20 protein-coding genes are annotated in these 26,823 nt (G+C 49.3%); 1 reads left to right on the top strand and 19 read right to left on the bottom strand.

Features of this window, described 5'->3' with window-relative positions; all coding sequences use genetic code 11:
- Positions 1–67 precede the first annotated feature (67 nt).
- The 16 genes from E2R66_RS12465 to E2R66_RS12390 all read right to left on the bottom strand — a co-directional run bounded on the left by E2R66_RS12465 (position 68) and on the right by E2R66_RS12390 (position 18,327).
- Entirely contained in the window at positions 68–1,318 is a 1,251-nt protein-coding gene (locus E2R66_RS12465; RefSeq protein ID WP_158288400.1) for an alpha/beta hydrolase-fold protein, read from the bottom strand.
- A 165-nt stretch (positions 1,319–1,483) separates the two neighbouring features.
- Positions 1,484–1,858, bottom strand: coding sequence for a DMT family transporter (locus tag E2R66_RS12460; RefSeq protein ID WP_133231345.1), 375 nt, complete (start codon positions 1,856–1,858; stop codon positions 1,484–1,486).
- Between the two features lie 3 nt (positions 1,859–1,861).
- Positions 1,862–2,788, bottom strand: a complete 927-nt coding sequence (locus tag E2R66_RS12455) for a sterol desaturase family protein (RefSeq protein ID WP_133231347.1) — start codon at positions 2,786–2,788, stop codon at positions 1,862–1,864.
- Positions 2,789–4,228 carry an N-acetylneuraminate synthase family protein gene (locus tag E2R66_RS28980; protein WP_133231349.1) on the bottom strand — a complete coding sequence of 480 codons (1,440 nt, stop codon included), beginning with the start codon at positions 4,226–4,228 and terminating at the stop codon, positions 2,789–2,791. It lies immediately after the preceding gene.
- 11 nt (positions 4,229–4,239) lie between these two features.
- Positions 4,240–5,043, bottom strand: coding sequence for an SDR family oxidoreductase (locus tag E2R66_RS12445; RefSeq protein ID WP_133231351.1), 804 nt, complete (start codon positions 5,041–5,043; stop codon positions 4,240–4,242).
- Positions 5,043–6,389, bottom strand: a complete 1,347-nt coding sequence (locus tag E2R66_RS12440) for an aminotransferase class III-fold pyridoxal phosphate-dependent enzyme (RefSeq protein WP_133231353.1) — start codon at positions 6,387–6,389, stop codon at positions 5,043–5,045. The genes E2R66_RS12445 and E2R66_RS12440 overlap by 1 nt, the downstream gene beginning before the upstream one ends.
- Positions 6,390–6,395: 6 nt before the next feature.
- Positions 6,396–7,331 carry a transketolase family protein gene (locus E2R66_RS12435; RefSeq protein ID WP_133231355.1) on the bottom strand — a complete coding sequence of 312 codons (936 nt, stop codon included), beginning with the start codon at positions 7,329–7,331 and terminating at the stop codon, positions 6,396–6,398.
- Between the two features lies 1 nt (position 7,332).
- Positions 7,333–8,166 carry a transketolase gene (locus tag E2R66_RS12430; protein ID WP_133231357.1) on the bottom strand — a complete coding sequence of 278 codons (834 nt, stop codon included), beginning with the start codon at positions 8,164–8,166 and terminating at the stop codon, positions 7,333–7,335.
- 7 nt (positions 8,167–8,173) lie between these two features.
- Entirely contained in the window at positions 8,174–9,001 is an 828-nt protein-coding gene (locus E2R66_RS12425) for a cytidylyltransferase domain-containing protein (RefSeq protein ID WP_133231359.1), read from the bottom strand.
- Positions 8,991–10,043, bottom strand: coding sequence for a hypothetical protein (locus E2R66_RS12420; protein WP_192901971.1), 1,053 nt, complete (start codon positions 10,041–10,043; stop codon positions 8,991–8,993). The genes E2R66_RS12425 and E2R66_RS12420 overlap by 11 nt, the downstream gene beginning before the upstream one ends.
- A gap of 356 nt (positions 10,044–10,399) precedes the next feature.
- On the bottom strand, positions 10,400–11,080 hold the full coding sequence (locus E2R66_RS12415) for a phosphonatase-like hydrolase (protein ID WP_204985915.1): 681 nt from the start codon (positions 11,078–11,080) through the stop codon (positions 10,400–10,402).
- An 85-nt stretch (positions 11,081–11,165) separates the two neighbouring features.
- Positions 11,166–12,266: a zinc-binding dehydrogenase gene (locus E2R66_RS12410; RefSeq protein ID WP_133231361.1), complete on the bottom strand. Its 1,101-nt coding sequence runs from the start codon at positions 12,264–12,266 to the stop codon at positions 11,166–11,168.
- Positions 12,217–13,533: a DUF5690 family protein gene (locus E2R66_RS12405; RefSeq protein ID WP_158288399.1), complete on the bottom strand. Its 1,317-nt coding sequence runs from the start codon at positions 13,531–13,533 to the stop codon at positions 12,217–12,219. The genes E2R66_RS12410 and E2R66_RS12405 overlap by 50 nt, the downstream gene beginning before the upstream one ends.
- A 105-nt stretch (positions 13,534–13,638) precedes the next feature.
- Positions 13,639–16,065 carry an outer membrane beta-barrel protein gene (locus E2R66_RS12400; RefSeq protein ID WP_133231365.1) on the bottom strand — a complete coding sequence of 809 codons (2,427 nt, stop codon included), beginning with the start codon at positions 16,063–16,065 and terminating at the stop codon, positions 13,639–13,641.
- A 101-nt stretch (positions 16,066–16,166) separates the two neighbouring features.
- Positions 16,167–17,912 carry a M56 family metallopeptidase gene (locus E2R66_RS12395; protein ID WP_133231367.1) on the bottom strand — a complete coding sequence of 582 codons (1,746 nt, stop codon included), beginning with the start codon at positions 17,910–17,912 and terminating at the stop codon, positions 16,167–16,169.
- 25 nt (positions 17,913–17,937) lie between these two features.
- Positions 17,938–18,327: a BlaI/MecI/CopY family transcriptional regulator gene (locus E2R66_RS12390; protein WP_133231413.1), complete on the bottom strand. Its 390-nt coding sequence runs from the start codon at positions 18,325–18,327 to the stop codon at positions 17,938–17,940.
- Positions 18,328–18,599: 272 nt separating this feature from the next.
- On the opposite strand from E2R66_RS12390, the gene E2R66_RS12385 reads away from it, so the two are divergent.
- A complete protein-coding gene (locus E2R66_RS12385; RefSeq protein ID WP_133231369.1) occupies positions 18,600–19,703 on the top strand; it encodes a zinc-binding metallopeptidase family protein in 1,104 nt (367 codons plus the stop codon).
- A 200-nt stretch (positions 19,704–19,903) separates the two neighbouring features.
- On the opposite strand, the gene E2R66_RS12380 is transcribed toward E2R66_RS12385, so the two are convergent.
- From E2R66_RS12380 to E2R66_RS12370, 3 genes are read right to left on the bottom strand one after another with little or no spacing between them, the layout of a single operon-like run.
- Entirely contained in the window at positions 19,904–20,779 is an 876-nt protein-coding gene (locus E2R66_RS12380) for a transglutaminase family protein (RefSeq protein WP_133231371.1), read from the bottom strand.
- Positions 20,776–23,328, bottom strand: coding sequence for a circularly permuted type 2 ATP-grasp protein (locus E2R66_RS12375; protein WP_133231373.1), 2,553 nt, complete (start codon positions 23,326–23,328; stop codon positions 20,776–20,778). Before E2R66_RS12375 ends, E2R66_RS12380 begins: the two co-directional genes overlap by 4 nt.
- A 22-nt stretch (positions 23,329–23,350) precedes the next feature.
- Positions 23,351–26,695 (bottom strand): transglutaminase family protein, encoded by a 3,345-nt coding sequence (locus E2R66_RS12370; protein ID WP_133231375.1) that lies wholly within the window; start codon positions 26,693–26,695, stop codon positions 23,351–23,353.
- Positions 26,696–26,823 lie beyond the last annotated feature (128 nt).

Below are 26,823 nucleotides of genomic sequence, written 5' to 3'. Positions count from 1 at the left end.
AATTAAGCATTCGCGGGATGCAGCAATTGGCTTGCTGTTAATCAAACTGGTTAAACTGCTCGGGCTTTTATTTGCCTGCAACCAGCTTGTCTAGCTTCTTTTTCGTATCCGGGTTTTTGCCCAGTTGGTAGGCTTTGGTAAACATTTCTATGGCTTTCGCTTTGTTTTTTTGGTCGGCGTAGTAATCGCCCATGCTATCGTATGCGTTGGCGCTTTGCGGGTAGTTGGCTATATTGATGGCAAAGAATTGGTAGGCCTTTTGCGGTTTATGTGCCTGCAAAAAGTAATAGCCGGTCTGGTTTAAATCGCCTTGGTTCGGCAATACTTTGTAGCCCATGTGTTTTGATATATCGGCGTAGAAATTACTGTAAAACGCGGGGATGTCGAAGGCATCGTCCGTCTCTATTTTGCTTTCGGCACCCGCCGGCATTTTGTAGAAAGGGAACAAAAAGCGCATCCCATCATAGGCGGTTATGAGCGGTGCCGAGCTATGGGTATCATTGGAATAATATTGATAACCGAACGTGAGCCCATCGGCGGCCTTGTTTTGCAGCATATCCTTCAACGCTAAGATCGACCGGATATGCAAGGATGCGTTGGCTGTGTCCTTCCTTACTTTCAGGGTGTCCATTCCTTCGTCCATGGTATTGGCAATGCCCATATATAGCGATTTCCCGCCGAAACGTTTTTGATCCAGTAACTGCCGCGCTTGCGTAAGCAGCTTTTTGCCATCCCACCACATGCTGGGGTCTATAGCAATGTAGGCGTTGAACATATCGCTGTGGTTGATAAGCGTGTTGATAACCATCAGCCCACCTAAAGAGTGGCCGATAAATAGCTTATAAGGCGCGGTACGGTACGCCGAATCGATATGCGGCATCAGTTCCTGCTGTATGAAGGCGGTGAATTTTTCGCCCCCGCCGGTTATTGCTAACGCGGGGTCTTTTTTGCCTTCATACGACGTCTTCGCCTGGCTGGGGGTAAGATCGCGCATGCGGTTGGTATTGGGTATGGCTACAATAATCATCTGTGGTAACACCATGTTGCCATTTACCTCGCTCAGTTGCTGAATCATCCCGGCGATGGAGCTGAAGTGTCCGTCGCCATCCAGCAGGTAAACCACCGGGTAAATTTTACGGGGCAAGCTAATGTCGTTATAGTCGCCGGGCAGGTAAATCCAAACCTTTCTTTTTTCGCCTATAATCTTCGAGTAAACACTATCCGTTTTGCCAAGGATAATTTGGTTGTTTTTAACGGTCACCTGCGCGCCGACATTAAGGGCGGCAAATAAAAAGGACAGGAAAAGTAAAGGTTTCATCTGGAACTGTTTGGAGCTAAATTTAGTGTTTCCCCCAAATGCGCAAAGCCTTTTCATATTTAAATTTTCCGTTAATTTACCCGGAAATTTAAACTGTAATGAAAGTCGTCCATGTACCCGGTGATATTACGGGCCAGCAAATGCTTTGCGAATTACATACACCGATTATTTTGTGACCACATATGTTTTCAGCCCGATGATGCCGCCCATAATCATCAGCATAAAGAATACCTCGGGCCAGGATACAGACTGCTTTAGGAAGAGTACCTCGGTGAATTTCATGAAGATAAGGGTTACCGCCGTCCAAACAGCGAAGGCCATAGCCATTGGCATCTGTTTAACTGCCATCGAAAAGAAATAGACATTAACAAGCCCGAAGACGATATAGCCCACAAAGGGCAGAACAACGGGTAACGATACCGCCGGGGTTATCAACGTTTGGAAGTTGAGTTTTTTTAGCTCGCTGAATTTCATCAGCTTGAGCGAGTAGGTCCAGGCGGTTTCGCAAGCCGCGGCAATGATGAGGAATAACCAGGCCATGGCTTACTGCTTTGCTGTTAAGATGTGTGATTGGTGTGTAGTATCTTTCGCTTGTTGTTGTACCGGAGTCCTCCGGGTAAAAAACCTGATGATATTGGGCCGCAGGTTATAATACCATTTAAACCAGGGGTATTTCAAAAGCTTCTGCTCGTCGAACCGTTTTACCGAGAAGGCATGTTGCAGAAAGTAGTCGCGCGGGTAGTCATAATACAAACCCCAGTTTTCGGGCTTGTCGCCGGGGGCATGTCCCGGATCGTAAACCGTGCCGAAAAGGTAATCCCACACCGAGAATTTGGTAGCGAAATTCGCATGGAAAACTTCCTGGTAATTGGCATGGTGCCACAGGTGCAGGCCGGGACTGTTCAAAAAATATTTGAACCTGCCCAGGTTAACCTTGATATTGGCATGGATGAATAAGCCGAACATGGAATCGAGCAGGGCCTTGATGGGTATCACCGCAGGGTCGGCACCTAAAAGGATAATGGGTGCAAATTCGATGGTTTGGTTGATGATGATCTCCATGACATGCGAGCGCGAACCCGCCAAAAAATCGACCTGTTTTACAGAATGGTGGGCTTCATGAAACCGCCAGAAGAATTTATTGCTATGCTGGAAACGGTGGAAAAGGTAGATATACAGATCGTGTATCACCAAGAAAAACAGCACCTGCACCCAAATGGGCCAATGCTGAACGAACTGGAAACGCGACCAATCGAAATGCCTTTGCATAGGCGCAATGATATAGTCGAAAATCAATATTTTCAGAAAATAGCTTTGTATAAGCGTGTACCACACCAAATCTACCCAGAAGCCGTCGCGCAAAAAGGGCAGGCCTTTGCGATAGGGCGATACACGTTCCCAGGTAATAATTACCGCTATCCAGCAAAAAAGGATAGCGGTAGTTACGGTTAAAACATCTAATTGCGGCATTTACACCAATGGCTTTGTTTTATACTCTTCGCCAATGTTTACGCGCAGGCGTTTCATTGGGGCCAGTTCAGATTCATAAACTTGTTTGATACCGTCTCCGGCTGCGGTTTCTATATCGCGGATATCGCGCACCAGGCGCTGGAAACCTTGAGGCTCTACCGAGGCGGCATGATCTGATCCCCACATGGCGCGATCAAGGGTAAAATGGCGCTCTACAAAGGTTGCACCCAAAGCTACGGCAGCAACGGTGGTAGCCAGTCCGGTTTCGTGACCAGAGTAACCGATTGGGATGCCCGGGAATTTATTGGCCAGTGTATTGATCATCCTCAGGTTCAATTCCTCGGGTTTGCAAGGGTAAGCCGACGTGGAATGTGCCAGGAACACCGGGTAATTCGGATCGAAATCGTTCACGAAACGCAGGGCGTTCTCAATTTCTTTCATGGTAGACATGCCGCTGGATAACATCAGCGGGCGGCCGGTTTCCAATATCCTTTCAATCAATTCAAAATCGGTAAGTGATGCCGATGCCAGTTTGTAAAGTATGGTATCAAATTGCTCCATAAAATCTACCGATGGTGCATCCCAGGCAGATACAAACCAATCGATGCCTACCTTTTTGCAATATTGGTCAATCGTAGCATACTCGGCTATGCCGAATTCGGTTTTGCGCTTGTAATCAATATAGCTCATACGGCCCCATGGGGTATCGCGCATAATTTCCCACTGGTCGCGCGGTACGCAAATTTCCGGCGTACGTTTCTGGAATTTTACGGCATCGGCTTTTGCGGTAACTGCTTCGTCTATGAGTTGCTTGGCGGTTTCCAGCGAGCCGTTGTGGTTAATGCCTATTTCGGCAATGATATAGCTGGGTTGGCCCGGACCTATCTTGCGGCCATTGCTTAGGGTAATTACGCCCGATTTTATGGGCAATGCAGCCACGGTGTCGTTTTTTGCATCGATAATCAACTCGGCAAATTCGCGGTAGCAGCCTTCGCCGCCTTTGGCCTGGCAAACGTAATCAACGGTGTTTTTAATGGCCGGCAAAGCATCGGCAGGGGAGGCGGTGAGGCGTACCAGCTTCATCACTTCCAGGTCGTTGTAATCGTCGCCTATGTAGGCTATTTCTTCTTTTTCCAGTTGCAGGCGGGCTATAATTTCTTTAAGTACCTGCGGCTTGTCTTTTACAAACAAATGCACTTCGGTTATCTGTAGTTTTTGGGCGCGGGTAATTACCGAGGGCGATTTTTCACCGGTGATAATGGCAGTTTCCACACCAGCCAATTTGCGTAAACGCTCTACACCCATACCATCGCGGATGTTGAATTTTTTTAGGTACTCGCCGTCCTGGCCGTAATAAACGCCTGCATCGGTTAAAACGCCGTCGCAATCGGTAATCAGTAACTTAATTTTTGAAGCTTTTTGTTTTAGGATTTCTTTCATGGTTCTTTAGTTTAAATTGCGGTCCACCCGCCGTCTACAATTAGGTTTGCGCCGGTCATGTATGCCGATGCCTCGCTGGCCAGAAAGACGAGGGCACCCTGGTAATCTGTTGCTTTAGCCATACGGCCCAACAGGGTTTTTGCGGAATAACTTTGGACGAAAAATTCGTCCTGGCTGTTTTCTACACCTCCGGGCGAGAGGGTATTTACCCTTACACCCTTATGGCCCCAATAGGCGGCCAAAAAGCGGGTAAAGTTGATTACGGCCCCTTTGGTAACCGGGTATGCCGGCGATTTAAAAAAGGTTTGCTCGCCACATGCATTGCGGTATATGCTTTGGTCGGGACCAACCACGCCATAGGTTGATGCGATATTGATGATGCTGCCGCTACCTTGTTCGGCCATTTTTGTGCCGAACACCTGCGAACACAGAAACACGCCGGTAACGTTTACATCCAACGATTTTTGGAAGGCATCCAGCGGGTAGTTTTCAAAGGCCGAGAGATCTTTAGCCAGTGCCGGATTCTCGAACATATCGTTGATGGCCGCGTTGTTTACCAAAATATCCACGCTGCCATACCGCTCATAAACAAGTGCTGCACCATCTAAAAGTGATTCCTTGCTCGTAACGTTAATGCCGATGCCCATGTGCCCCTTGCCCAGTTGCTGGGCAAAGTGCTGCGCCATTTTGCCATCCATATCGGCTACTACCACGTTTGCACCAGCCGTAGCCAATGCTTCGCAATGTTTTTTGCCGATGAGGCCGAGCGCGCCCGTTACAATGGCTGTTTTACCTTTTAAGCTGAAAAGTTCCATTAGGCTAGTGCGCTTGCTTTTGGTTTGATATTGTAATTGCTCACCTTACGGAAAACGGCTTCCAGCACTTCGCCTTTCAGGTAGCTTTTGAGGTCGCCGCTTTCAATAGCTTCTTTTACAATAGGCAATACCTCGCGGTAGGCAGCCAGGGTGTAGGCAATATCCTCATCGGAATGGCTGTAGCACATATTGTGGAAACCGGCCCAAAGCACACCGCGTTTGATCATTTCCTGTTGCATCAAGGTCTTTACCTCCAGGCCGTTGCCTGCTTCGGGTGTAAAGGTTACCATGCTGCGGCAGTTGTAGCCTATACAGCGGGTATATTTATCCATGCCCAATTCAAGGGCCAGCTGGTTGTAGCCATCTTTAAGCAAGGCTCCTTTGGTATCCAGGTATTGTGGTACTTGTTTATCAATCAGTTCGTTAATGGTAGCTATGCATGCCGCCAGCGAAAGGGCCTCGCCGCCGAAGGTAGTATAGCTGAATACCTTGGAATTGAACAAATCCATCACATCGGCGCGGCCGGTGAGCAGGGCTATAGGCATGCCATTGGCACATGCTTTGGAGTAAACGGCCAAATCAGCCTTTACGCCGAAGTATTCCTGTGCGCCGCCTACAGCGATGCGGAAGCCGGTCCACATCTCGTCGAATATCAATAGGGTGCCGTTTTCCTTGCAAGCAGCCGCCAGTTCCTGCAAAAAGTTGGGTTTGGGTGCCTCGAAGATAAAAGGCTCCAGTATCAACGCGGCTACGGTCTCGTCTAAGGCAGCCTTTATCGATTCGATGTCGTTGTATTCGAAGGTGTAAGTGAGGTCTTGTATGGCCTCTGGTATGCCCGCATTGCGGCTGGTAATGCCGATGTACCAATCGTGCCAGCCGTGGTAGCCGCAGCAGAAAACCTTATCACGGCCAGTAAAGGCGCGGGCTACGCGGATGGCCGCTGAGCATACGTCGGCACCGGTTTTGGCTATCTTCACCGCCTCGGCATTGGGGATAACCTGTTGCACCAGTTCGCACAGCTCCACTTCCAGCGGGTGCATCAACGAAAAGGTAATACCATCTTCCAGTTGCTGCCTGATGGCGTTATCCACCGCAGGGTAGGCGTAGCCTAACGACAATGGACCTATCGCCGCGTTGAAATCGATATACTCGTTGCTATCCACATCCCATACATGCGAGCCTTTGCCCTTGGCCAAATATTTCGGAGCAACGCCTTTGGTAAACTGGCCTGGTCCCTTAGCCAAAGTTTGCGTTACAGGCATCTGCACCTTAAGCGCACGGGCGTACAATTCGTCGGATTGGGTTATCTGCGGATAATCCTGGTTTAAAGCTATTTTATTGGCCATATCTATTTATTCTGAAAATTCGGTGAGTAATATTTCGGGTTGCTCGCTGGTGGTGCGGTAACCCAGTATTTTTTCGGCTATCTGTTTGCCGGTAAAGCCTTCGTGCTGCAAAACATCGGGCAGCAAAGCGGGTTTAAACCAGCGTTCTTCCAGCGCAAGAGGCAGTACGTTGGCGGTTTGGCGGTGCTTCAGCAGCACTTCGGCAACGATGCTGTACAGCCCGCCGGTTAGGAAATGGTCTTCCAGCGTAACCACCAGATTCGATTTTGCAGCATTCAGTATCGCCTGCTCATCTACAGGTTTCAGGCTGCGCATGTTGATCAGGCCGACGGAAAGGCCTTCGCTCTTCAATATATCCAGTGCTATAAGCGCCTGTTCAAACAGCAATCCGTAGGTTAGTATAGTTACATCGCTACCCTCTGCTATTACCTCGGCTTTACCGGGCAAATAGTCTGCATGTTGATAGCTGGTTTTGCGGGTATTGATTCGGGTATAAGCGGGTCGCTTCGATTGCCATATGGCGGGCAGCATCTTCACCAGATCGTCTTCGTCTGCAGGTGCAAAAACCGTCATATTCGGGATGCCGCGCATCAGGGAGATATCTTCTATAGCCTGGTGGGTAGGGCCATTGCCGTCTGATAAAAAGCCTGGGATAAAACCGCTCAGTTTTACCGGCAGGTTGGCTATACCCACGTCTGTGCGCACGAATTCGAAAGCACGCATCGTTAAAAAGGAGGTAAGGGCGTGTATCACCGGGATACGGCCACGTAGTGCGAGGCCCGCAGCGGCACCTACCATGGTTTGTTCGGTTATGCCGGTATCTATAAACCTTTTGCCCAATATGCCCGGCAGGTTGCGTACCAGCGCGCGGTTTTCGGCGGTCATCACCACCACCTGTTCATTGGCGAGGGCGGTTTCGGTCAGTAATTCTTCGTAGGTCATTTTAGCGTACGATTAAGGTTTCGGATGTAAGGGTAGTGGCCGCTTCGCCGTGTAGTTCGAGCAATAGCTGGTCTATCTCCTGGCCGGAGAAATTGCAGAACCACCTGTCGGCACGTTCTTCTATGCTTGGCAGTCCTTTGCCGCGCACGGTATCAGCTATCACTACGTTTAGTTTACCCGGTTGGAAAGGGTAAGCGCTGAAGGCTTCTTCCAACTGGCCGAAATCGTGCCCGTCTACCCGTTTTACCGCCGCGCCAAATGCCTCGAACTTATCTTTAAGGGGTTCCAGCGGGATGAGCTCTTCGGTGCGTACATTGGCCTGGAACTGGTTACGGTCTATCACAAAAATAAGGTTATCCAGTTTATAAGCATTGGCTACCAGTACGGCCTCCCAGCAAGTGCCTTCGTTGAGTTCGCCGTCGCCTAAAATGCATACCACTTTATTGTTGCCGCCGCTTATTTTTATATCCATAGCCACGCCCACAGCCACCGATGGCAAATGCCCCAGCGAGCCTGAATGGAACTCGATACCCGGTATATGGGTATTGGGGTGCCAGTAGATATGATCGTTGAGCGATAGGTGGTTGGCAAGGCGACTTTTCTCGATGATACCCAGTTCGGCAAGCGTACCGTATAGCGCCGGCACATCGTGACCCTTCGACAGGAAGAGGTAATCGCGGTCGGGGTCTTCCAGGTTATCCTTGTTTACGTTTAGGAAACGGGTGTACAGGTAAACCATCAGGTCGGTTGCAGAAAGCGATGCACCGATGAAGCAGCCGCCATCGGTGGCCATTTTAATGATGTGCTCGCGTACGTTTAAAGCTATTTTTTCCATTTATCAATTAATGGGTTGAGTGTTGTGTTGGCGTAATGGTTTTGGTTTGCCCGGCATCTATCGTCTTTAGTTCATCTAAATGATGGCGGTACCAGTTTACCCCGGCATAGGCGCTGTTGATGGCCATAATATCCGGCCGCTGTTCAAGCAGATTCAGGATGTCTGCACAGGGAAATTCCGTTTTCGAGGGATAAAGCGCCTCGAAAACGGCTTTGATAAATTCGTAGTCCTCTTGATAATCTATAGTGAACCGGTGCGACATGGAGTAGTCCAGTCCGGTTTCCCAGGCAATGTTGCCAATGCGGAATTGCTCAGGGTTCTCCCATATATACGGCGTAGTATGCTCCAGTTCCAGTTGGCGGGTAGCCTGCTGATGCGCGTGGGTAAGGCATTGCATGGTCATGATTTCTACATCGTTACCATCGGGCCAGGTAGCAGGGTGCAGGTTGCTGATATAATCGAAGCGGCTGCCAGCTGCAAAGAAATACTCCAATGCGGCATCTATGGCCGCGGGGTCTATCATCGGGCAATCAGAGGGTATCTTTAATACGACGGTGGCATCCAGCAATAGCGCCGCCTGGTAGTGCCTGTCGAGCAGGTTATTTTCGCTTCCGCGATAGCAAGCTACACCTAGTGCTTCGGCTTCCTGTGCTATTACATCGTCTGCTTCGTTCACAGAAGTTGCCACAACCAGCGTTACAGGGTGTTTCACCATATGCAGCCGTTCTATCATCCGAGCCAGCAGGCTTTGACCAAGTATCGGCAGCATTACCTTGCCGGGCAAACGACTGGAACCCATACGGGCCTGTATAACGATGACGATTTTATCCTGCATATACCTCGTTTAATACCGAATGATGGGCCAGGGCCTCGGCCATAGCTGCGGTTGGGTCGAAATGTTTTTTATCACCCTGGTAATCGAGGTAGCTTTGGCAAACCGCAGCTATGTTTTGCGCCGATGTGCCCCCGTTTTGCCATGGCGAAAGCTGATGCAAGGTGGGTACATCAAACCAGGAATGTACTTTTTTACCCAGCGCAATGCCGGTGAAAACCACGGTAGAATATTGTGTGATGAGCTCAGTGCAATTGGCTATCATGTGGTTAGTATTGCCGCTACGGAACATCAGCGTTCCTTCGGGTGCATGTTCGCGTATTTCGGCTTCGGCCCGTTCAAAATCTTCGTTAGGGTGAAATTTGAACAGCAAGCGCCTGCCTGCGGCAATTTTTACCGCGTCTTTGATGAAGGCTGGCCTGTTCTCGAAACGATAGGTTTCGCGCATGTCGGTAGTGGCTACCATAACGTAATCATGGTAAGGGAAATCATTATCCCTGAATTGTACGGCATTGTCATAATTGGGTATGCCCGTAACCACCAGTTTGCGTTTCTCGGTACCCAGGTTGCTGAAATATTGCTTATAGCCCTCTGAGGCTGCACAATAAACATCGCAGATATTGGAGGAGCCGTTAAGCGAAGTATTGCCCGATAATGCCGGATGAAGTTTGAGGGCTTTCACCACTTTGCTCACAGGTGTTATCCGGTCTACCATACCTTCCTGAACCCAAACCGTTTTAATTTTGCGCAGGCGATGGGGAATAAGCAGATCAGAGCAATACACCACCAAGTCGTAATGATTAAGATGGGCGCGATAATCTACCTGCAAGCCATGCTCGCGCATGTACTTCTCTGAGTTAGTCCTAAATTGCCCGGCGAGCGCAGTACCATTTAGCAATGTGGTTTTATTAGTAAGGAAATTGATGATCGGGCTATCCGCAAAAACCTGACTGAACCAGCAATCTACCCCAAAAAGCTCGGCAGCAATCTGATGCATTTGCGATGTTTGATGAACCGAGCCGGTAATGAATAAAACTTTCCTCATATATGTCATTTCAGTTAAGCAGACTTTAAACAAATCTTAAGCCTGATATGAATGAGCATAAATTTAGACGTGCCACTTTTCGGTAATGAATATTTTACATTATCAAATTGTTAAGCATCAAATAATGACATTAAACTGTATTGAAGTTGAGGTAACTTAAAAGTGCTAATTTGTTATTAATGAGGTTATTTTGATAGAGAATATGCGAGTTTTGGGCGGGAATTTATTTGCGGATATTGTTGCCTTTGGTCAATGTTTACAGGCTTCCGGAACAAATAGAAGACGAGAGAATATAAAAAAAACCGCAAAGCACCCCTGGCGGGTGCCTGCGGCGAATTTAATAGAGAACAGTTTGCTTAATTGATCAGCGGTAATAGCTCAATCAGATTGTCTATTACGGCGTTCGGGTTGGCGGTTTGCAGTTGTGCTGCTGTATGCGCGCCTGTGGTGATGCCCACGTTTACGCTGCAGCCTGCGTTTTGGCCTTCTTGTATATCGATGATAGAATCGCCTACTTTTACTACCCCGGCAGCATCTGTTATGCCGAATTTCTCCATGGCGAATACAATCATGGCCGGGTCGGGCCGGTTTTTGCCTACGTCGGTGGCGGTAACCAGGCCGTCATACTCAACACCTTCCTGCCAGCCCAGTTTGGTAATAATGGATTGAGCGGTAGTACGGTCGTACCCTGTATTCAGCACGGCATAAATACCGCGTCTTTTCAGTTCGGCAAAAAGTTCAAGAGAATTAGGCTGGGGGATAATATCTGCCGTAACGTAGGCCTCAGTAAGCTGCGGCAAAAAGTTAGCATAAATCTTATTGGTAAATTCTTCATCTTCTATACCAGCGAATGCGGCCAAAACCGAGCGTATAGCTTGTTTCTTTTCTTTACCTGCGCCTTCGGCCAGTACCTGGTCTAAAGTGAAATCGAAACCTGCTTCGTTAATGGCTTTCCTTAAGGTTTTGTAAACGAGATTGTTCTCGTCGATGGTGGTTCCGGCCATATCGAAAACTACCATTTTAATTTGCTGCTCCATATTATTGTTATTTGTTTTAGTTGTCGTTATTCAATGTCGTTTATTTAAGAGTCGGTGCGCTTCGTAGCCACTTAGGTAATGGCATTTAGTCATTATCTATATTGATGCCCACACGCACCGGCTTTTGCTCGCTGGCGTATTTAAAAGCTTCGGCAATCTGGTCAAGTGTATATTCTTTTTCCACCAGTTCTTCAAAGGGGTATTTCTCGAAATTCTGCTCTATAAAAATAGTGGCGTTCACAAAATCGTCATAATTGTAGTTGTGCAGACCTTTTATTTCTAAAAGGTTGCGTACCACACGCTGTGCATCTACAGGTACAGGTGATGCCGGGAAAACTGCGCCAATCCAAACTACAGTGCCGCCAAGGCCAAGCGATTCCACGCCGACTTTCATGGCTTCGGGGCGACCGGTCATATCGAACACCACATCCGCCTGCGGCCAGGGAAAACTGCCGTCTACCGGATTATTGGGGAAGATGAATTGCTCGTCGGCACCAAACTTTTCGCCCCAGCTTAAGCGCGATGCATCATTATCTATCAAACCCACCCAGCTTGCGCCGGCTTCGCGGCACATGGCCACACAGGAGATACCCAACAGACCCGCACCGAATACCAACACCTTTTTGCCTTTGATATTGCCCGCAACCCTCAACGCGCCTGTTACAGTGGAGTGTGCGCAGCTGATGGTGGCGGCAACCTTCATGGGTATCTTAGGCGATATCTTGAGGAATGCGGTATTTGGCCTGAGCACGCAGTAATCTGCCAGGCCGCCGTTGAACAAATCGGTATCGGTGGCTTGTGCATGGCCGTATTTAAACAGCCCCGCGCTTTTCTGAGGCATGTCTGCCCTGGGAGCTTCAATGCCTGCCGGCACCGCAAAAATCGACCAGGTGATGCGGTCGCCAATCTGTACCGTCTCACCCCGATAATCTTTGAATTCTTCGCCTTCAGGCAGCCATAAAATATCGCCGATAATTTCGTGGCCCAAAACCACTTCATCGGGCTCTTTACGGTGGCCGCAATAGGTGTGTATATCACTGCCGCAGAGGGTAGTGTAGCGGTTTTTGACAAGTATCTCCCCTTCGGCAAGAGCTGGTACTTCGCGGTTTATAGCCTTAAAAGGCTTGCCAACGCCCTCAAACAGCGCTGCCCGCCCCTGAGGGAATATTGGCATTTGTTGGTCCATCAACTTTCAGTTTTGTTTTAAAATATAAATGCGTAAAACCCATCAGCAGCATGCCGGCAATTGCCAGGCCGATGCATATCTTCAGAAATAAGGATAATATACTATCTGATGCCGGCAGGAAAAACCGCATCAGCATGAGGCCGATATAGCCGGTATACCCTACGGAATCTACGATGTACATCAGGAAACCCACCGTTGCCTTTTCACGAGTGATGGCGATAAGCCGCTCGAAGATTACAGCGTGCACCGCCACATAGGGCAAATAAACGCCCAGCCCCACCAATACCATAAAGCTGAATTTGCCCAAGCCGTAATCCAGACCTAAAGCAGCCAGTAAAACAATGAGGAAGCCCACGAAACTGGTAAGAAGCGAAACTTTGAAAGCCTTGTAATGGTTTTGCACGAATACCGCGAGACTGGTTATCACAATTACGCCGAGCGATACCAATAGCTCCGATGTGGTAAAGACATCCGGCGTGTGCGCATAGCCTAGTCCCGCCCACAGCTCTACGGCAAAATCGGCACGCACGCTACGTAACAGGGTTACGAATAAATAGATAAGGATGATGGCTATGAGCCCCGGCATATATTTTTTGAAGAAACGCAGGCGGTCGGCACCCGTCATGGGGATGCGTGCCGACCGCGATTTAATATCGCTTGCCGTGGGTTTTGGTACACAGGCAAGCATAGTTGTAAACAGCGCGGTTGGCAGCGCAAAAACCAGCCCGGCCATAAAGGGCATCCAGTTTTCGTTTATATGGATGGATAATAAAAACGCGCCTACGGATTTGGATACCCCATCTGATAAGATAAAGCTGGCGCAAAGCCCGGCTATCAGGAACTCGGTTTGCCTGCGCCCTTCTACAAAACTCAGTACCAATCCAAATATAACGCCGAGCGGTAAGCCATTTAGCAGCATAAAGGCAAGGCTCCAGGGGCGGGGCGTTATGGCGAACAACAAAAGCATCACCTCGGCGAAGGCCAGTAATACAATGATCGCAGTGATGCGTTGATGGGCTTTTATTTCGGAAACGAATTTAATGCCGAACCATTTGGCCAGTACGTAGCCTATTGTTTGTACAATAATGAGGCTGAATTTAAAGCTAAGTCCCCAATACCCGGCATCGGCAAAAGATGCTGCAGTGTATGGCTTGCGGTAGCCATACATGCAAAAGTAAGTGCCAAAGGCCGCCACCAATGCCCAGGCAGGGTTTGCAAATATTTTTGCCGGGAAGGTGTTTGAAGAAGTTGCTTCGGTTTTGGCCACAATTACAATAAACAATGTTTAGCAAAACTAAACATTGTTTACTATTTGGCAGTGTATCGTGTATTAAGTTTTTGTTATGTTTTGTTTAGCACTTTCAAATAAGCCCTATTTCTTCACCCGGTTTTGTTCGCTTTCTGCGCCGTTAGCTTCGTGCTTACGCTGCCCGGCGATAGATTTACCGAAGCGATAGGATAGGGAGAGTACCGCCGTACGGCTATCAGATCGGTTTACCCAGTTTGCCGTGGTGTTGGCCAGGTTGTTTATTTCACCATGGGTTATATTGGTGTAGAATATATCGTTCAGTACCAATTTGAGCGAGGTGGCCGGGGAAAGTTTTTTAGAGACCGCACCGTTCACCCGCCCACGGGCCTGTACAACAAATTGTGCATTGGTTACTTTGGTTTGATACCCGCCATCCAGCTGTAGTGTCCAGTCTTTGCCGGTTTTAAAACTGAATACCGGCCTTACGAAGTAGAGGGTTCCCTTGGTGTCGAGCGTCCCGGTATAAAAATCGCTTACCGAATGGATTTGCGTAGCATGCGTGTGCAACTGGATACTGAGCCACTTAGTAGGGTCGAAGGAGGCATCGAAAGATAAGGTCATCACCGTGCTTTTGCCGATGTTGCCGGGTCTGCTGTAGTAGATGCCATTTACGATTTCGATGGTTTCGTTCACGTCGTCCTTCGTGTTGCTATAGCTAAAAGTAGTGGTATAGCGGTCGTGGTAGGTATGTGATACCTCGATGTTGTTCGTAAAAGATGGCCTCAGGAATGGGTTGCCTGTGTAATAGGTAAACTTATCCAGCGGATTAAGGAAGGGGTTTAGGTCCTGGTAATATGGCCTGTCTATCCGGCGGCCATAGTCGATGCTGAATACATTGAGTCCTGCGGTATCGGCTTTGTATTGCATATAAAAGGTAGGGAAGAGGCTGGTATAATTGCGACGGAAGCTGGAATCGGCTTTCTGTGCGTTGCCCAACTGGTGCCCGTTAGACACCGTGTTCTCCAAACGTAGGCCCGCCTGAAATGAAAAGCGTTTAATATCCCTGGAGGCATTAAGGTAAGCGTCGTTGATATTTTCTTTATAGAGGAAATGGTTGGTCTTACCATAATCGGGTGAGGTGGTATAAAAATAATCGGCAACGTTATCGGTTTTGGTATAGCTGGATTTAAGGCCCGCCGACAGCTTGATTCCGCTGGATAGGGGATGCTCATAATCGGCCTTGGCCGAATAGATATCGATATGCGCCGGCAGGCTGCCGGTAAGCAGATCGCTGCCCTTAGGGGTACCATCGGCAAAAAAGCTGCGGTTATCAAACGATTGCTGGTCGTTGGTATAATAGTTCAGGTAATCCAGGTCGGCGCTTAACTGCGGACCGTCTTTTTTAAACTGGTGGCGATAGTTGATGTTAGCGCTGCCATTGCGCAGCAGGTAGTGCTGGCCATTATCGGCCAGTACGGTGGAATCTAAAACACCCGTTGCGTTGGTAAAATTGCTGGTAACCGGCGTTATGCGGTTTGCGGGGTTATATAAGCCGGTGAAGTTTACGCCAAGCGTGCTCTTGTCCGAGAGGTAGTAATCGGCACCTATCTTGGCTAAATAGTTATTGCTACGGTTGCGGATGTATGAAGCCTGCATGAAGTTACTTAACAGATTGCCTTGTGCATCGAAAAAATGGCGGTTGATGGTTAGGTCGGTAAAGGCATTGCCGTAATTGTAACTGAAATTGCCAAACAGATTGAGCTTTCCCGAACGATAATTCAAATTGAGGCTATTATTGGTTTTGGCTAATTTGCCCTGTATGTAAGCCAGGTTTAGCCCGCCATTAAAGCCCTTTGCCTTGTTCCGTTTGGTGCGGATGTTGATTACCCCACCGTTACCCGCAGCATCGTACTTAGCGGGTGGGTTGGTCATGAGTTCCAGTTGGTCGATACCGGCTGAGTTGAGCGAGCGGAGGTAGTTTTGCAGGTCGGCACCGGATAGGTAAGTAGGCTTATCATCTATAAAAATCACAACGCCTTTGCCCTTAAGGGTAATGCCGCCGTTTTGGTCTACGATTACGCCGGGGGCTTTCTCCAGTACATCCAGCGCGGTGCTGCCTGCATTGCTGATGAGCGCTTCGGGGTTAACTACGGTGCGGTCTATCTTCTGCTCAACGAAAGGCCTGGCGGCAGTTACCGTCACTTCCTGCAACTGTTTGTTCGTGGCAGAAAGGATAATGTCTGGTAGTTTCATATCCGCAGATAAATGGAATAGAGCTATTTTAGCTGTATTATAACCCAGCATGGTAACGGATAGGCGGTAACTGCCCGCAGCCTGCCCTGCGAACGCGAAATTACCCGACGCATCAGTAAGAGCACTTTTGATTAGCGTAGAATCCTGTGCTTTGAGTAGGTATACGGTTGCGCCGTCCAGTGCTTTCTGCTCCGAACTGAGTACTTTACCGCTAAGCAGGTACATGCTTTGAGCCTTCGCCAAAATTGGGGCAATACTTATCCAGGCGGCAAAGAAGGCCGCTATTCTTAATTTCATGATGGGTGGGTTTTTAAAGGTTGAATGTTGTTTTTCTTAGTTTAGGGCCATAGGTATCCACAAGGACTGAAAGTCCTTGTGGTTAATCAATGTAGTTGCGATTACTTTTCTTCGAAATTATACATCCATGCCCAACTGCCCTGCTTGCCGTTTTCGGGTGCTTTTACGTAAGCTTTTCGGTATTTTTGATAGGTTTCGGCGGGAATTTTTTTACCGTTTACGATGAATTCTGTATCGCTCAGTTTAAACGATGTTAAATCGTCGGCATTCTTGATGATGCCATCTGCAATCAGGTCGGCGGTTAGCTTTTCTCTCACTGTACCGTCGTGATAAGCATGTGTGCTGGTATTGTAATCGGGCTGCTGCTTTAAGCTACCCAGGCCGCTACTGATGGGTGCCGGGGAAGAGGTGGTAATGTTTACAGGCCTGGTGATGCCTCGCAATTTTGTTTGCATCAGATTATCGATGATGCTCAGGTAACGGGGATAATCTTCCGCGGGCACGGTTTTGCCATTTACCTGCATAGACATCAGCCTGTCGGCACGTCTGTTCAGCTGGTATAAAACGCCATCCACTTTTACCAGGCGGGTTTGCATGTCGCCATTGCCCAGGAGTATATCGGTAGAGTCGCTAATCTTTTCCGGGTGGTAAATCGTCATGCGCGGCGTATCCACAGGTGCAACCGGGGCTGCCACGCCTAATGGAGCTACATTTTTGGGTTTGCTTGCCGGGGGTAGCTTTTTCTTTAGCGTATCGGTTTTAGCGGTTTCTGTCTCGGTGTTGTTCGTAATAGTAACGGTAGTATGTGTTACTTTAGACACCAACTGTGTTACCTTATCGGGATTTGTAAACGCTGCAGTGAACAACACGCCCATAAGTAAACCTACGGCTAATACAGCACGTTCGGCTATGCTTAATGATGTATTGCTGTTAGATAGCATCCGTTGTACACGGCCCAGCAAATGGTTTTTTTGCCCGCCGAAAGCCATAGCATAAGCAGGTACATCGGCCTGGTATTCGTGGCAGGCCACCAGGGCTTTGATGTAATTGGTTTTGCTGCCGGTTTGGGCGAGTGCCATGTCGTCGCAGCAATTCTCGCGTTCGGCCCTTATAAGGGCTGACAGCCACAGCACGGCGGGGTTGAAAAAGAATATCACCTCTAAGCTGCTGATGAGCAGGTTTACCAAATAATCGCGGCGGTGGATGTGCGCCAGTTCGTGTACCAATATGGCTTCTATACCTGCCGGGGGCAAGGCGGTAATTAAGCCCGCGGGAATAAGGATGAGTGGTTTCAAATGGCCGATCACCATAGGCACCTTAGCCATGCCCGATTCGGCAATGCCTACCAATCGTTTGATACCCATCTGGTCGGCAAGTTGCTGAACCCGCTCTACCCATTCATCGCCAACGGCTGCAATTTGCCTGCGTCGTAAAAAATAGAGGCTCTGTAGGCCGGTAAGCAACTGTAATGCCCTGGCCAATACAATAAGCAACCATATCAGTACTATGCTGTTAGCATGTGCGCGCAGCAAGCCGGCAATAAAGTCGTATTTGTTCGTGTCGAGGTGTTGTTGCGATACGATGGTGGTCGGCAGGGTAGTAGTTTGCACCGAAGCAGTGCCGGATACCGTTTCATGTGGCAGCAGCTGTTTCACAAACACGAACAGTACAGCAGTCGTGAAAACGCCCAGGCCACCAACCAACAGGTTATACCTCAGTTGTGCGCTTTGCTTACGGGTGCAAAGTACGGCCAGCCCTGCGGCGGCAGCTAATATTAGCCCAAGCCAAAGGGAACTGAGCAGCGTATCGCAAATGGCATTTATGAGGTGGTTAGGTATCGTTTCCATTGGGTAGTTTTTTGGTGCTGTGGTATTATTCTTCGTATTTATCAAGCAGGTCTTTGATCTGTTGCAGTTCGTGTTTCGATGGTTTTTTATCGCCCAGCAGCTGCATTACCAATTTGCCGGCCGAGCCTTTATACATCGAATCCACAAATTTATCCAGCAGATGTGCTTTGGTTTTTTCCTCGGCTTCAGCTACGCTGTAAATATGTTTCATCTGGCTGTCGTCGCGTTTTAACAAACCTTTTTCGGTCATAATCTGCATAAACTTAAGGGTGGTGCTATAGTTCACGTCCTTTTGCTTCAGCAATTCATCATTTACAGTGCGTACGGTCGCCGGGCCGGTTTCCCACAAAACCTGCAGTATCTCCAGTTCTGATTTGGTTGGCTCCACCATTTGCCGATCGTTTTTGGTATCCATAATCCAAAGGTAGGAAAAGTTTTCTACCATGCAAATTTAATTAGGAATTTTTTCCTACCTTTTGTTTGCACTTATCTGGAGCAGGTAGGTTTTGTAGCCGTTTGCATATAGCCAGTATTATTCCCCCAAAAAATCGAACGAACAAACCTGTTTATGGCGACTACTGCTTTGCGGAATTAGACATTCCCGGTTATTTCATTTCTTTAAAACCCGGAGAAGTATAATCTGTTAACTCACAAGTCATTCACAATAGGATGGCGCTTTTACAAATTATGAAACTATTTAAATGCACCAATTGCGGCCAGTTGTTATACTTTGAAAACAGCCTTTGCGAATGCTGCAAACACCCATTAGGTTTTATTCCCGAAAATTTAAGCCTGGCTACGCTGGTGCAAGGCGAGAACCTTACTTATACCCTGCACAGTACCGAAAAGACGCCTTTGTTCGGTAAGCTTTTCGGGAAGAACAGCAAACCCGCTTTTAAGTACTGCAACAACTTCCAGTATGGCGTTTGTAACTGGTTGATCCCCGCCGAAAGTGAGAAAACCTATTGCCGCGCCTGCGAACTCAACCACATTGTACCCAATTTGACCGACCCTGAGCACTTACGGCAATGGGGATTGATTGAAGCCGCAAAGCACCGCCTTATTTACAGTTTGCTGCAAATGAAACTGCCCCTGCTTAGCAAACTGGATGATTTGGAAAAAGGCCTCAGCTTCGATTTTATGACGGACGTGAATGCCGTGCAAAAGGTGCTCACCGGGCACGAGAACGGTCTGATTACCCTGAATATCAATGAGGCCGACGACGACAAGCGAGAGCTATCCCGCAAGGAAATGAACGAACCCTATCGCACGTTATTGGGACATTTTCGCCATGAGGTGGGCCATTATTATTGGGATTGCCTGTTAGATAACAGTACTTTTATTGATGAATACCGCCAAATATTTGGCGACGAGCGCGAAGATTATGGCCAGGCCCTACAGCGGCACTACAGCCAGGGCGCACCGGCCGATTGGCAGCAGCATTTCATTAGCGAGTATGCCACATCGCACTCCTGGGAAGATTGGGCCGAAACCTGGGCGCATTACCTGCACATTATGGATACGCTGGAAACGGCAGATACCTTTGGCATAAGCGTAGCGCCGCGCATCGCCACAAAAAGCGATCACTCCAACGCGGTAATCAAAGTAAACCCTTACGAGCAGCAAAATTTTCAGCAATTATTGGATATGTGGCTGCCGCTAACCTTCGCCATGAACAGCATGAACCGCAGCATGGGCAACCATGATTTGTACCCGTTTGTTATACCGCCAAAAGTGGTAGAAAAGCTCAGCTTTATACATAAGGTGTGTTTTGCATCGAGGGTGAATTAAGAAAGAAATAATGTCGAACACCGAATGATGAAGTAGGAAACTTCTATATTTACATAACGTCTCCGTATTCTTTGAAAAAGGACCCAGCGGCACCAGGACATTCCAAATAGCGTTATTCGTTATTGATGGTGTTTTACTTCATCATTCGATATTCAGCATTCGGTGTTCGATATTTAATATTGAACACACAGAGTCAGGAATTACTCAACCCGCCTTACATCTACATTTACGTACATGCGCTGGCCAGCGCCGCTGTACACAACGCCTTTAAGGGGCACTACGTCGGCAAAATCGCGGCCAATGGCGGTGCGGATGTGCCGGTCGTTTACCAGCAGGTTGTTGGTCGCGTCGAACTCTGTCCAGCCCACGGTAGGGATGTACAGGGCTATCCAGGCGTGTGAGGCATCCGAGCCGAAGAGTTTGGGTTTACCGGGCGGCGGCAGGGTTTCTATATAGCCACTTACATAACGCGCGGCAAGGCCGATGGCCCGCAGGCAAGCTAAGGAAAAGTGGGCAAAATCCTGGCAAACGCCCTTGCGGTGCAGGAAAACGTCTTCCAGCTTGGTGGTTACATCGGTAAAGCCCGGCGTGAAATCGAAATCATTAAAGATGCGGGCATTCAGGTGCAGCATGGCCTCCATGATGGGTCTGCCCGGCGTGAAGGATTCAAGGGCATATTCCCGTATGCCGGGGATGAACGTAACATGGTCCGATTCGAGGTAATACTGCCTGATGTCGCTATCCGCACTGGTGCTGCGCAGCCAGCTGGCCACGTTTTCCCAGGGTGTGGTATCTTTGGCTACGGTATTTGTCCAAACGGGCTGGGCCACTTTAACCTCGCTTTTTATTTCTACCGTCAGTTTCTGATGCGACTCTTCAATGGAGAAATAAATGAATTTGTTATGGAAGAAATCCTCCCGCGTTGCCAAAAAATGTGGTACAGGATGTATTTGGTAATGCACTTTCTCCACTTCCTGAAAACTATGGTTCACTGGTACCTGGTACACCAGGTTATGGCAAAGCGAGGCCGGGAGCTGGTACTCGTACCGTGTGATATGGGTAACCTGGTATTTCATAGTTCGGGTAAGGCGTTATTGCTTTTTACGAAGCTGTACTGGCTTTGGGTAGGGCTAAAATAGCTCTCAAAGATGATGCTTGCAGCCTGCCCCAGCACTTCTATCAAATGATGCAGGAACCGGTTCAATTCCTTTTTGCTAAAATCATCGGTTAGGTTGGCCGGTACCATCTTATTGATATCGCAAAGCCTGATCATGGTCAACGCTTCCAATAGTTTTTTATGGGCGGGACTAAGGCCGCCACCATCATAATTATCGGGCAGGTGGGCCAGGTGCTCGTCTATCTTGGCAATTAAAAACGCCACCGATTTAGGGTTATCCTCATTCACCAGCAATAAATTGAGCACACCCGGCAATTGCAGGGTAGAGCGGTACAGGTAACGGTAGGTAACCAGGCTTTCGTTGCACATCAGCACCAGTTCCATCAGTTGCTTCTCTACATCGGGTTTTACATTGTTGCCCAACGCAGCCTGCAGTATATTACAAGTATTTAACGCCGATTCTAAAAAGCGGCCTATATTGAGTAAACGCCAGCTGGATGCCCGCGTCATGTTATCGTTGTTGAGGCCAATGAAGGCCATCAGCTTAATAATAAACTGATCGAGGTTATGGTATATCTTACGCAAATCGTTGCCGTTTTGCTTCATCGCCTCAAACTCTTCAGATATGCTGTCTAAAATACGCCAGGTATCCAAACTCAAACGATCCCTAACGGCATAACCATTGGTGAGAAAGGATTGCAGTGATTGCGCGAGTGTGCCCGCGCGCCCTGTTTCTACGGCAAGGGACAGCAATTCCTTTTCGGGCTGACGTAGTTTGGCCTGATCGGGCGCGGTGAAGCCGGGCAGGGTGCTGGTAAGGGTACTTAGGCTCTTGAGTAGTATCACCAAGGTTTCGTTGGTTTCGGGATGTATCTCGTCGTCGCGCTCGTTGTATATTTTCAGCACGATGCGCATCATCCGCACGTTGCTCACGGCTCTGTCCAAATAGCGGCCCAACCAAAAAAGGCTTTCGCCGGTGCGACTGGGCAATATGTTCTTCACCTGTCTTAAAATTGGCTGGTTTACGGCCCGTTTGGGTTGATCTTCCGGAGAGGGGCCAAGTACCCAGGTATCCTTGCTGATGCCGCCCGTTTGGTTCGAAATAATGAACTCGCCCTTGGTAGGGAAGCTGCGCGATAAGCCGCCCGGCATTACGTTGTAGGCCTCCTTTTCGGTATCGGCTACGATGTAGCTGCGGAAGATGGCGTTACAGGCCTGGAGGCTGTTATCTATCAGTGATGGCGTGGTGCTGAAGCTCACCACCTCCTGCGCCACATACAAATAGGGGCGGGTGATGATTTCTTTGCGTAGCTCTTCGATTTGTTTCTTGCTCATCTCACTGCCGATGTAGGGCAGGTTCTCATTACTGCGATAGATAGAGCGGATGATGAGGAAAGGCAGGTTATCCAGCACGTATTTCTTTTCCTTTTCATGCCCGCACCACCAGGTAGCTACCGATGGCAGTATCAGTTCCTGGTTGAGCAGGTGCCGGCAAAGGCGGGGTAAAAAGGCCATCAGTCCGGGGTTCTCTAATATGCGGGCACCCAATGGGTTGATAACGGTTACCTTTTTTTGCCTTACAGCTTCCATCAGGCCCACCACGCCCAGGTGAGAATCGCCCAGGAACTCCAGCGGATCGCAGAAAATATCATCCACACGGCGAACGATAACGTCAACCTTTTCCAGCCCTTTGAGGGTTTTGAGCCAAACGTAGCCGTCGCTCACGGTAAGGTCCTGCCCGAATACGAGGGTAAAACCTAATGACGAGGCGAGGTAAGCATGCTCGAAATAGGTTTCGTTGGCTGTGCCCGGCGATAATAGCACCACCCGCGGGTTCTCCTTGTTTTGTATGGAGAGTTTGGTGAGCGTATTCTTCAGCGTTTGATAATAAGAGGATATCTTGCGTACCTGGTTCTCGCGTATCAAATCGGGGAATACGCGCGTCATGGCGGCGCGGTTTTCCAGCGTATAACCTGCTCCTGAGGGGGCATCGGTACGATCGTGCAGTACCCACATCTTGCCGTTTGGCCCGCGCACCAAATCTGCCGAGTATTGTATCAACTGGAATTTACCCGGCATGATGAGCTTATCGGCCTGCCGCAAAAAGCCCTTATGCGTAAATATCAAATCGAAGGGTATGAAGCCCTCTTTGATCAACCGGCGTTCACCGTAAATATCCGTAAGGATGAGGTTCAGCAGTTCGGCGCGCTGGGCCAGTCCCCTTTCTATGCTCTCCCATTCCAGCTGGCTGAAAACCATCGGCACGGGGTCCAGCTTCCATGGGCGGTTGATGCCGTCGGGGTCGCTGTAAACGTTGTACGTTACACCGTTATCGCGCAGTTCCTGGCTAATTTCGCGGCTGCGCAGCTCCATCTTATCCAGGCCCAGCTCCTCATAAGCATGCGCAAGCTTTTTCCAATGTTCGCGCACCACCCCTTCAGGGGCAGCAAGCTCATCAAAAAAAGGTTTGGCAGTGCTGCCGCTCCGCCGCAGGTACGTTTCAATCATTTCCCAAATCTATATTTTTCCGCTATAAATTCTTGGCATTTTTATATCTGCGTAAATCCATGGTGTAAGGGTACTCGGGGCTCACCACCTCGTTAGTTATGGTGTAATGCGGTAATATGTTCATTTTGGTTACAAAACGGCCGCCCGTGGTTTGCTGCGCCGCAGCAGGCTCTACCAGGTTTACCGAATGCCCGAAATCGAAGAAGCGGGAAATAATACGCGATTCGGCTTCGTAGCTGTTTACAGGGAACGTATCGTAACTGCGACCACCCGGGTGCGATACATGGTACTGGCAGGCCGCAACCGATTTCTGCGTCCAGGTGTCGAATAAATCGAAAACCAGCGGGGTATCCGTACCGATGGTGGGGTGCAATGCCGATGGTGGCTGCCATGCGCGGTAACGTACACCCGCAATGTACTCGCCTTGCACGCCTGTGCTTTTCAGCGGTATTTTGAGTCCGTTGCATAGGAAGGTGTAGCGCGAATCGGTAAGGCCGGAAATTTTTACCTGGATGCGCTCCAGCGAGGAATCGACGAAGCGGGCCGTACCCGTGCTCGACATCTCTTCGCCCAGTACGTGCCAAGGCTCAATAGCCATTTTGATCTCGATATTGATATCATCTACCTGAAGCTCGCCCAGGAAAGGGAAACGGAAGCTGAAAAAGGGTTCGAACCAGGAGATATCAAACCCATAACCGGCATCGCGCAGGCTGTTCACTACCTCGGTCATGTCCTTCAGGCAATAGTGCGGCAGCAGGAAACGGTCGTGCAGTTCGGTACCCCAGCGTACCAGCTTGTGGTTGTAAGGCGTTTTCCAGAACCAGGCCAGCAGCGTACGGATGAGCAGGAACTGCACCATGCTCATGCGGTAATGGGGCGGCATATCAAAGCCGCGGAACTCGAGTATCCCCAGCCTCCCGCTCGATGAATCGGGCGAATAGAGCTTATCGATGCAGAACTCTGAGCGGTGGGTGTTGCCGGTAATATCGGTTAAGAAGTGTCGGAAGATACGGTCGACCAGCCAGAACGGCACTTCGTTTTCGGCCCTTTCGGGCACTTGTTGGAAAGCGATTTCCAGTTCGTACAGGTTTTCCATGCGGCCCTCATCTACCCGTGGTGCCTGGCTGGTTGGCCCGATGAACTGGGTAGAGAACAGGTACGACAGCGAAGGGTGGTGCTGCCAGAATGTGATGAAGCTACGCAGGATATCCGGCCGGCGTAATAGCGGACTATCACTTGGCGTTTCGCCGCCCAGGGTAACGTGGTTACCGCCGCCCGTGCCGGTGTGCCTGCCATCGATATTGAATTTTTCTGTAGCCAGGCGCGATTCCGCTGCCTTTTTGTATAGGATATCGTAATTGTGTGCCAGTTCGCGCCAGCTTCCTGCGGGGTGTATATTCACCTCTATAACCCCCGGATCGGGCGTTATCATCATTTTGGTAACGCGATTATCGGTAGGCGGGTCGTAACCCTCTATCAGGATGGGTATCTTCAGTTGCTCGGCGGTACGCTCCACGGCGTTTACCAGGTACAGGTAATGCTCGAAATAACTGGTTGGCGGGAAGAAAATGAATAGTTTGCCCTGCCGCACCTCTACCACCAGCGCGGTTTTAAATATGATTTTGCTGTTGTTGAACTTTGCACCTACAGACGGGATAAGATGGTCGCCCTCGGGCAGGGCATCTACATCGGCAAAAAGGCTCCTTTCGGGCAGTTCTTCCTGTTCTTTTGGGTCGAAATACTGTACCGAATCGAGCGGAAGGCGCAAGCCCACTGGCGAATTGCCTGGCACCAAAAACAAATTATTGCGGCGGAAGCTCCATTTGCAGCTTTGCCAGTTGCTTTGCTCCAGATCCCATTTAATGGGTAATACGTAGCCTACCGGTTCGTTAAGGCCGGTGTTTAGCAATTCGGCCAGTTTTTGCCTTTCCAGCGGCGATTTCAAGTCAACCTTTAGCGGGTCTACATTTATCGGGGTTTTGCTTTCTTCCCACAAAAAGTAAAAAGGGTCCTCGTAGGTAGGGGCGATATTTTTAGTATCGATATGCAATTCTTTGGCCAGCTGACGCATAAAGTTTTTAGCATGCTTTGGGCCAAGGCCGTAATCTTTAGAGATATCGGCCATCAGCTTATCGTTGTTCCACATCGGCACATGGTCCTTGCGCCAGTAGCAGGCTAGTTTCCAGCGGGGGAGCGGTTCGCCGGGGTACCATTTGCCCTGCCCGTATTGCATCAGTGCGCCATCGCCATATTCATCTTTAAGCTTGTGGAACAGGATATTGGAGAGGCGGCGTTTATGCTCGCCATCGGCAGCAGAGTTCCATTCGGGGGCCTCGTTATTATCTACCGATACAAAGGTAGGCTCGCCGCCCATGGTGAGGCGCACGTTGTTGGCAGCAAACTCCTCATCCACCTTATCGCCAAGGGCCATAATATCTTCCCATTGCTCATCAGAGAAGGGCTTGGTTACGCGTGGTTTTTCTTCGATGCGGGTGATGGTATTCTCGAAGTGGAACTCGGTTTCGGCGGGCTCGGCCATGCCGCTGATCGGCGCCGCGCTCTGCGGATCCGGCGTGCAGGCCAGCGGGATGTGACCCTCGCCGGCAAATAAACCCGAGGTAGGGTCGAGGCCTACCCAGCCGGCACCGGGGAGGTAAACCTCCGTCCAGGCGTGCAGGTCGGTAAAGTCTTCTTCGGGGCCTGATGGGCCGTCTAAAGATTTAATATCGGGCCTTAGCTGCACCAGGTAACCCGATGCGAAGCGCGCGGCCAGCCCAAAATGGCGCAGCAATTGCACAAACAGCCAGGCCGTATCGCGGCAGGAGCCGGATTTAAGCCCTAATGTTTCCTCGCAGCTTTGTATGCCGGGCTCCATACGGATGTTGTAGGAGATGGTGAGGTACAGCAAGCGGTTGAGGCTCACCAGGAAATCCTGCGTAACGGTATTTTTTTTGAGTAGTTCGGCAGCTTTTTCGGTGAGTTCCATCAGCAGGGGGCCGCGCTCGGTTATTTCTAAATAGGGCACCAGGTTTTTCTGCAGCGAATCTTCGTACTCAAAAGGGTAGTGGTTGGCATATTCTTCCACAAAGAAATCGAAGGGGTTTATCACCACCATATCGGCAATTACCTCTACATCTATCACAAATTCGTTCACCTTCTCGGGGAACACGATGCGGGCCAGGTAATTGCCAAAAGGGTCCTGCTGCCAGTTGATGAAGTGCTTCTCGGGCAGTATCTTAAGGGAATAGCCTTTGATCATGGTACGCGAGTGCGCGGCGGGGCGCAAACGGATAACCTGCGGCGACAGCGTGATATGCTTGTCGTATTTATAACTTGTAAAATGACGGATTGCTACTTTTATCGACATCGGCTACGTTTTATGTTATAAACATAGCCTATTTATGATGAAATACGTAACAAAAGGGTGTTTTTTTTGTGGGAATTGGAAAAATAGAAGTATGGTCTTAGGGGTAATTGCCAACAATGGTATGTCTG

The organism is Mucilaginibacter psychrotolerans, assembly GCF_004519315.1.
GTDB classification, from domain to species: Bacteria; Bacteroidota; Bacteroidia; order Sphingobacteriales; family Sphingobacteriaceae; genus Mucilaginibacter; species Mucilaginibacter psychrotolerans.
The sequence above is the reverse complement of the archived record's forward strand: the minus strand, read 5'-3'. Positions and strand labels throughout refer to the sequence as shown.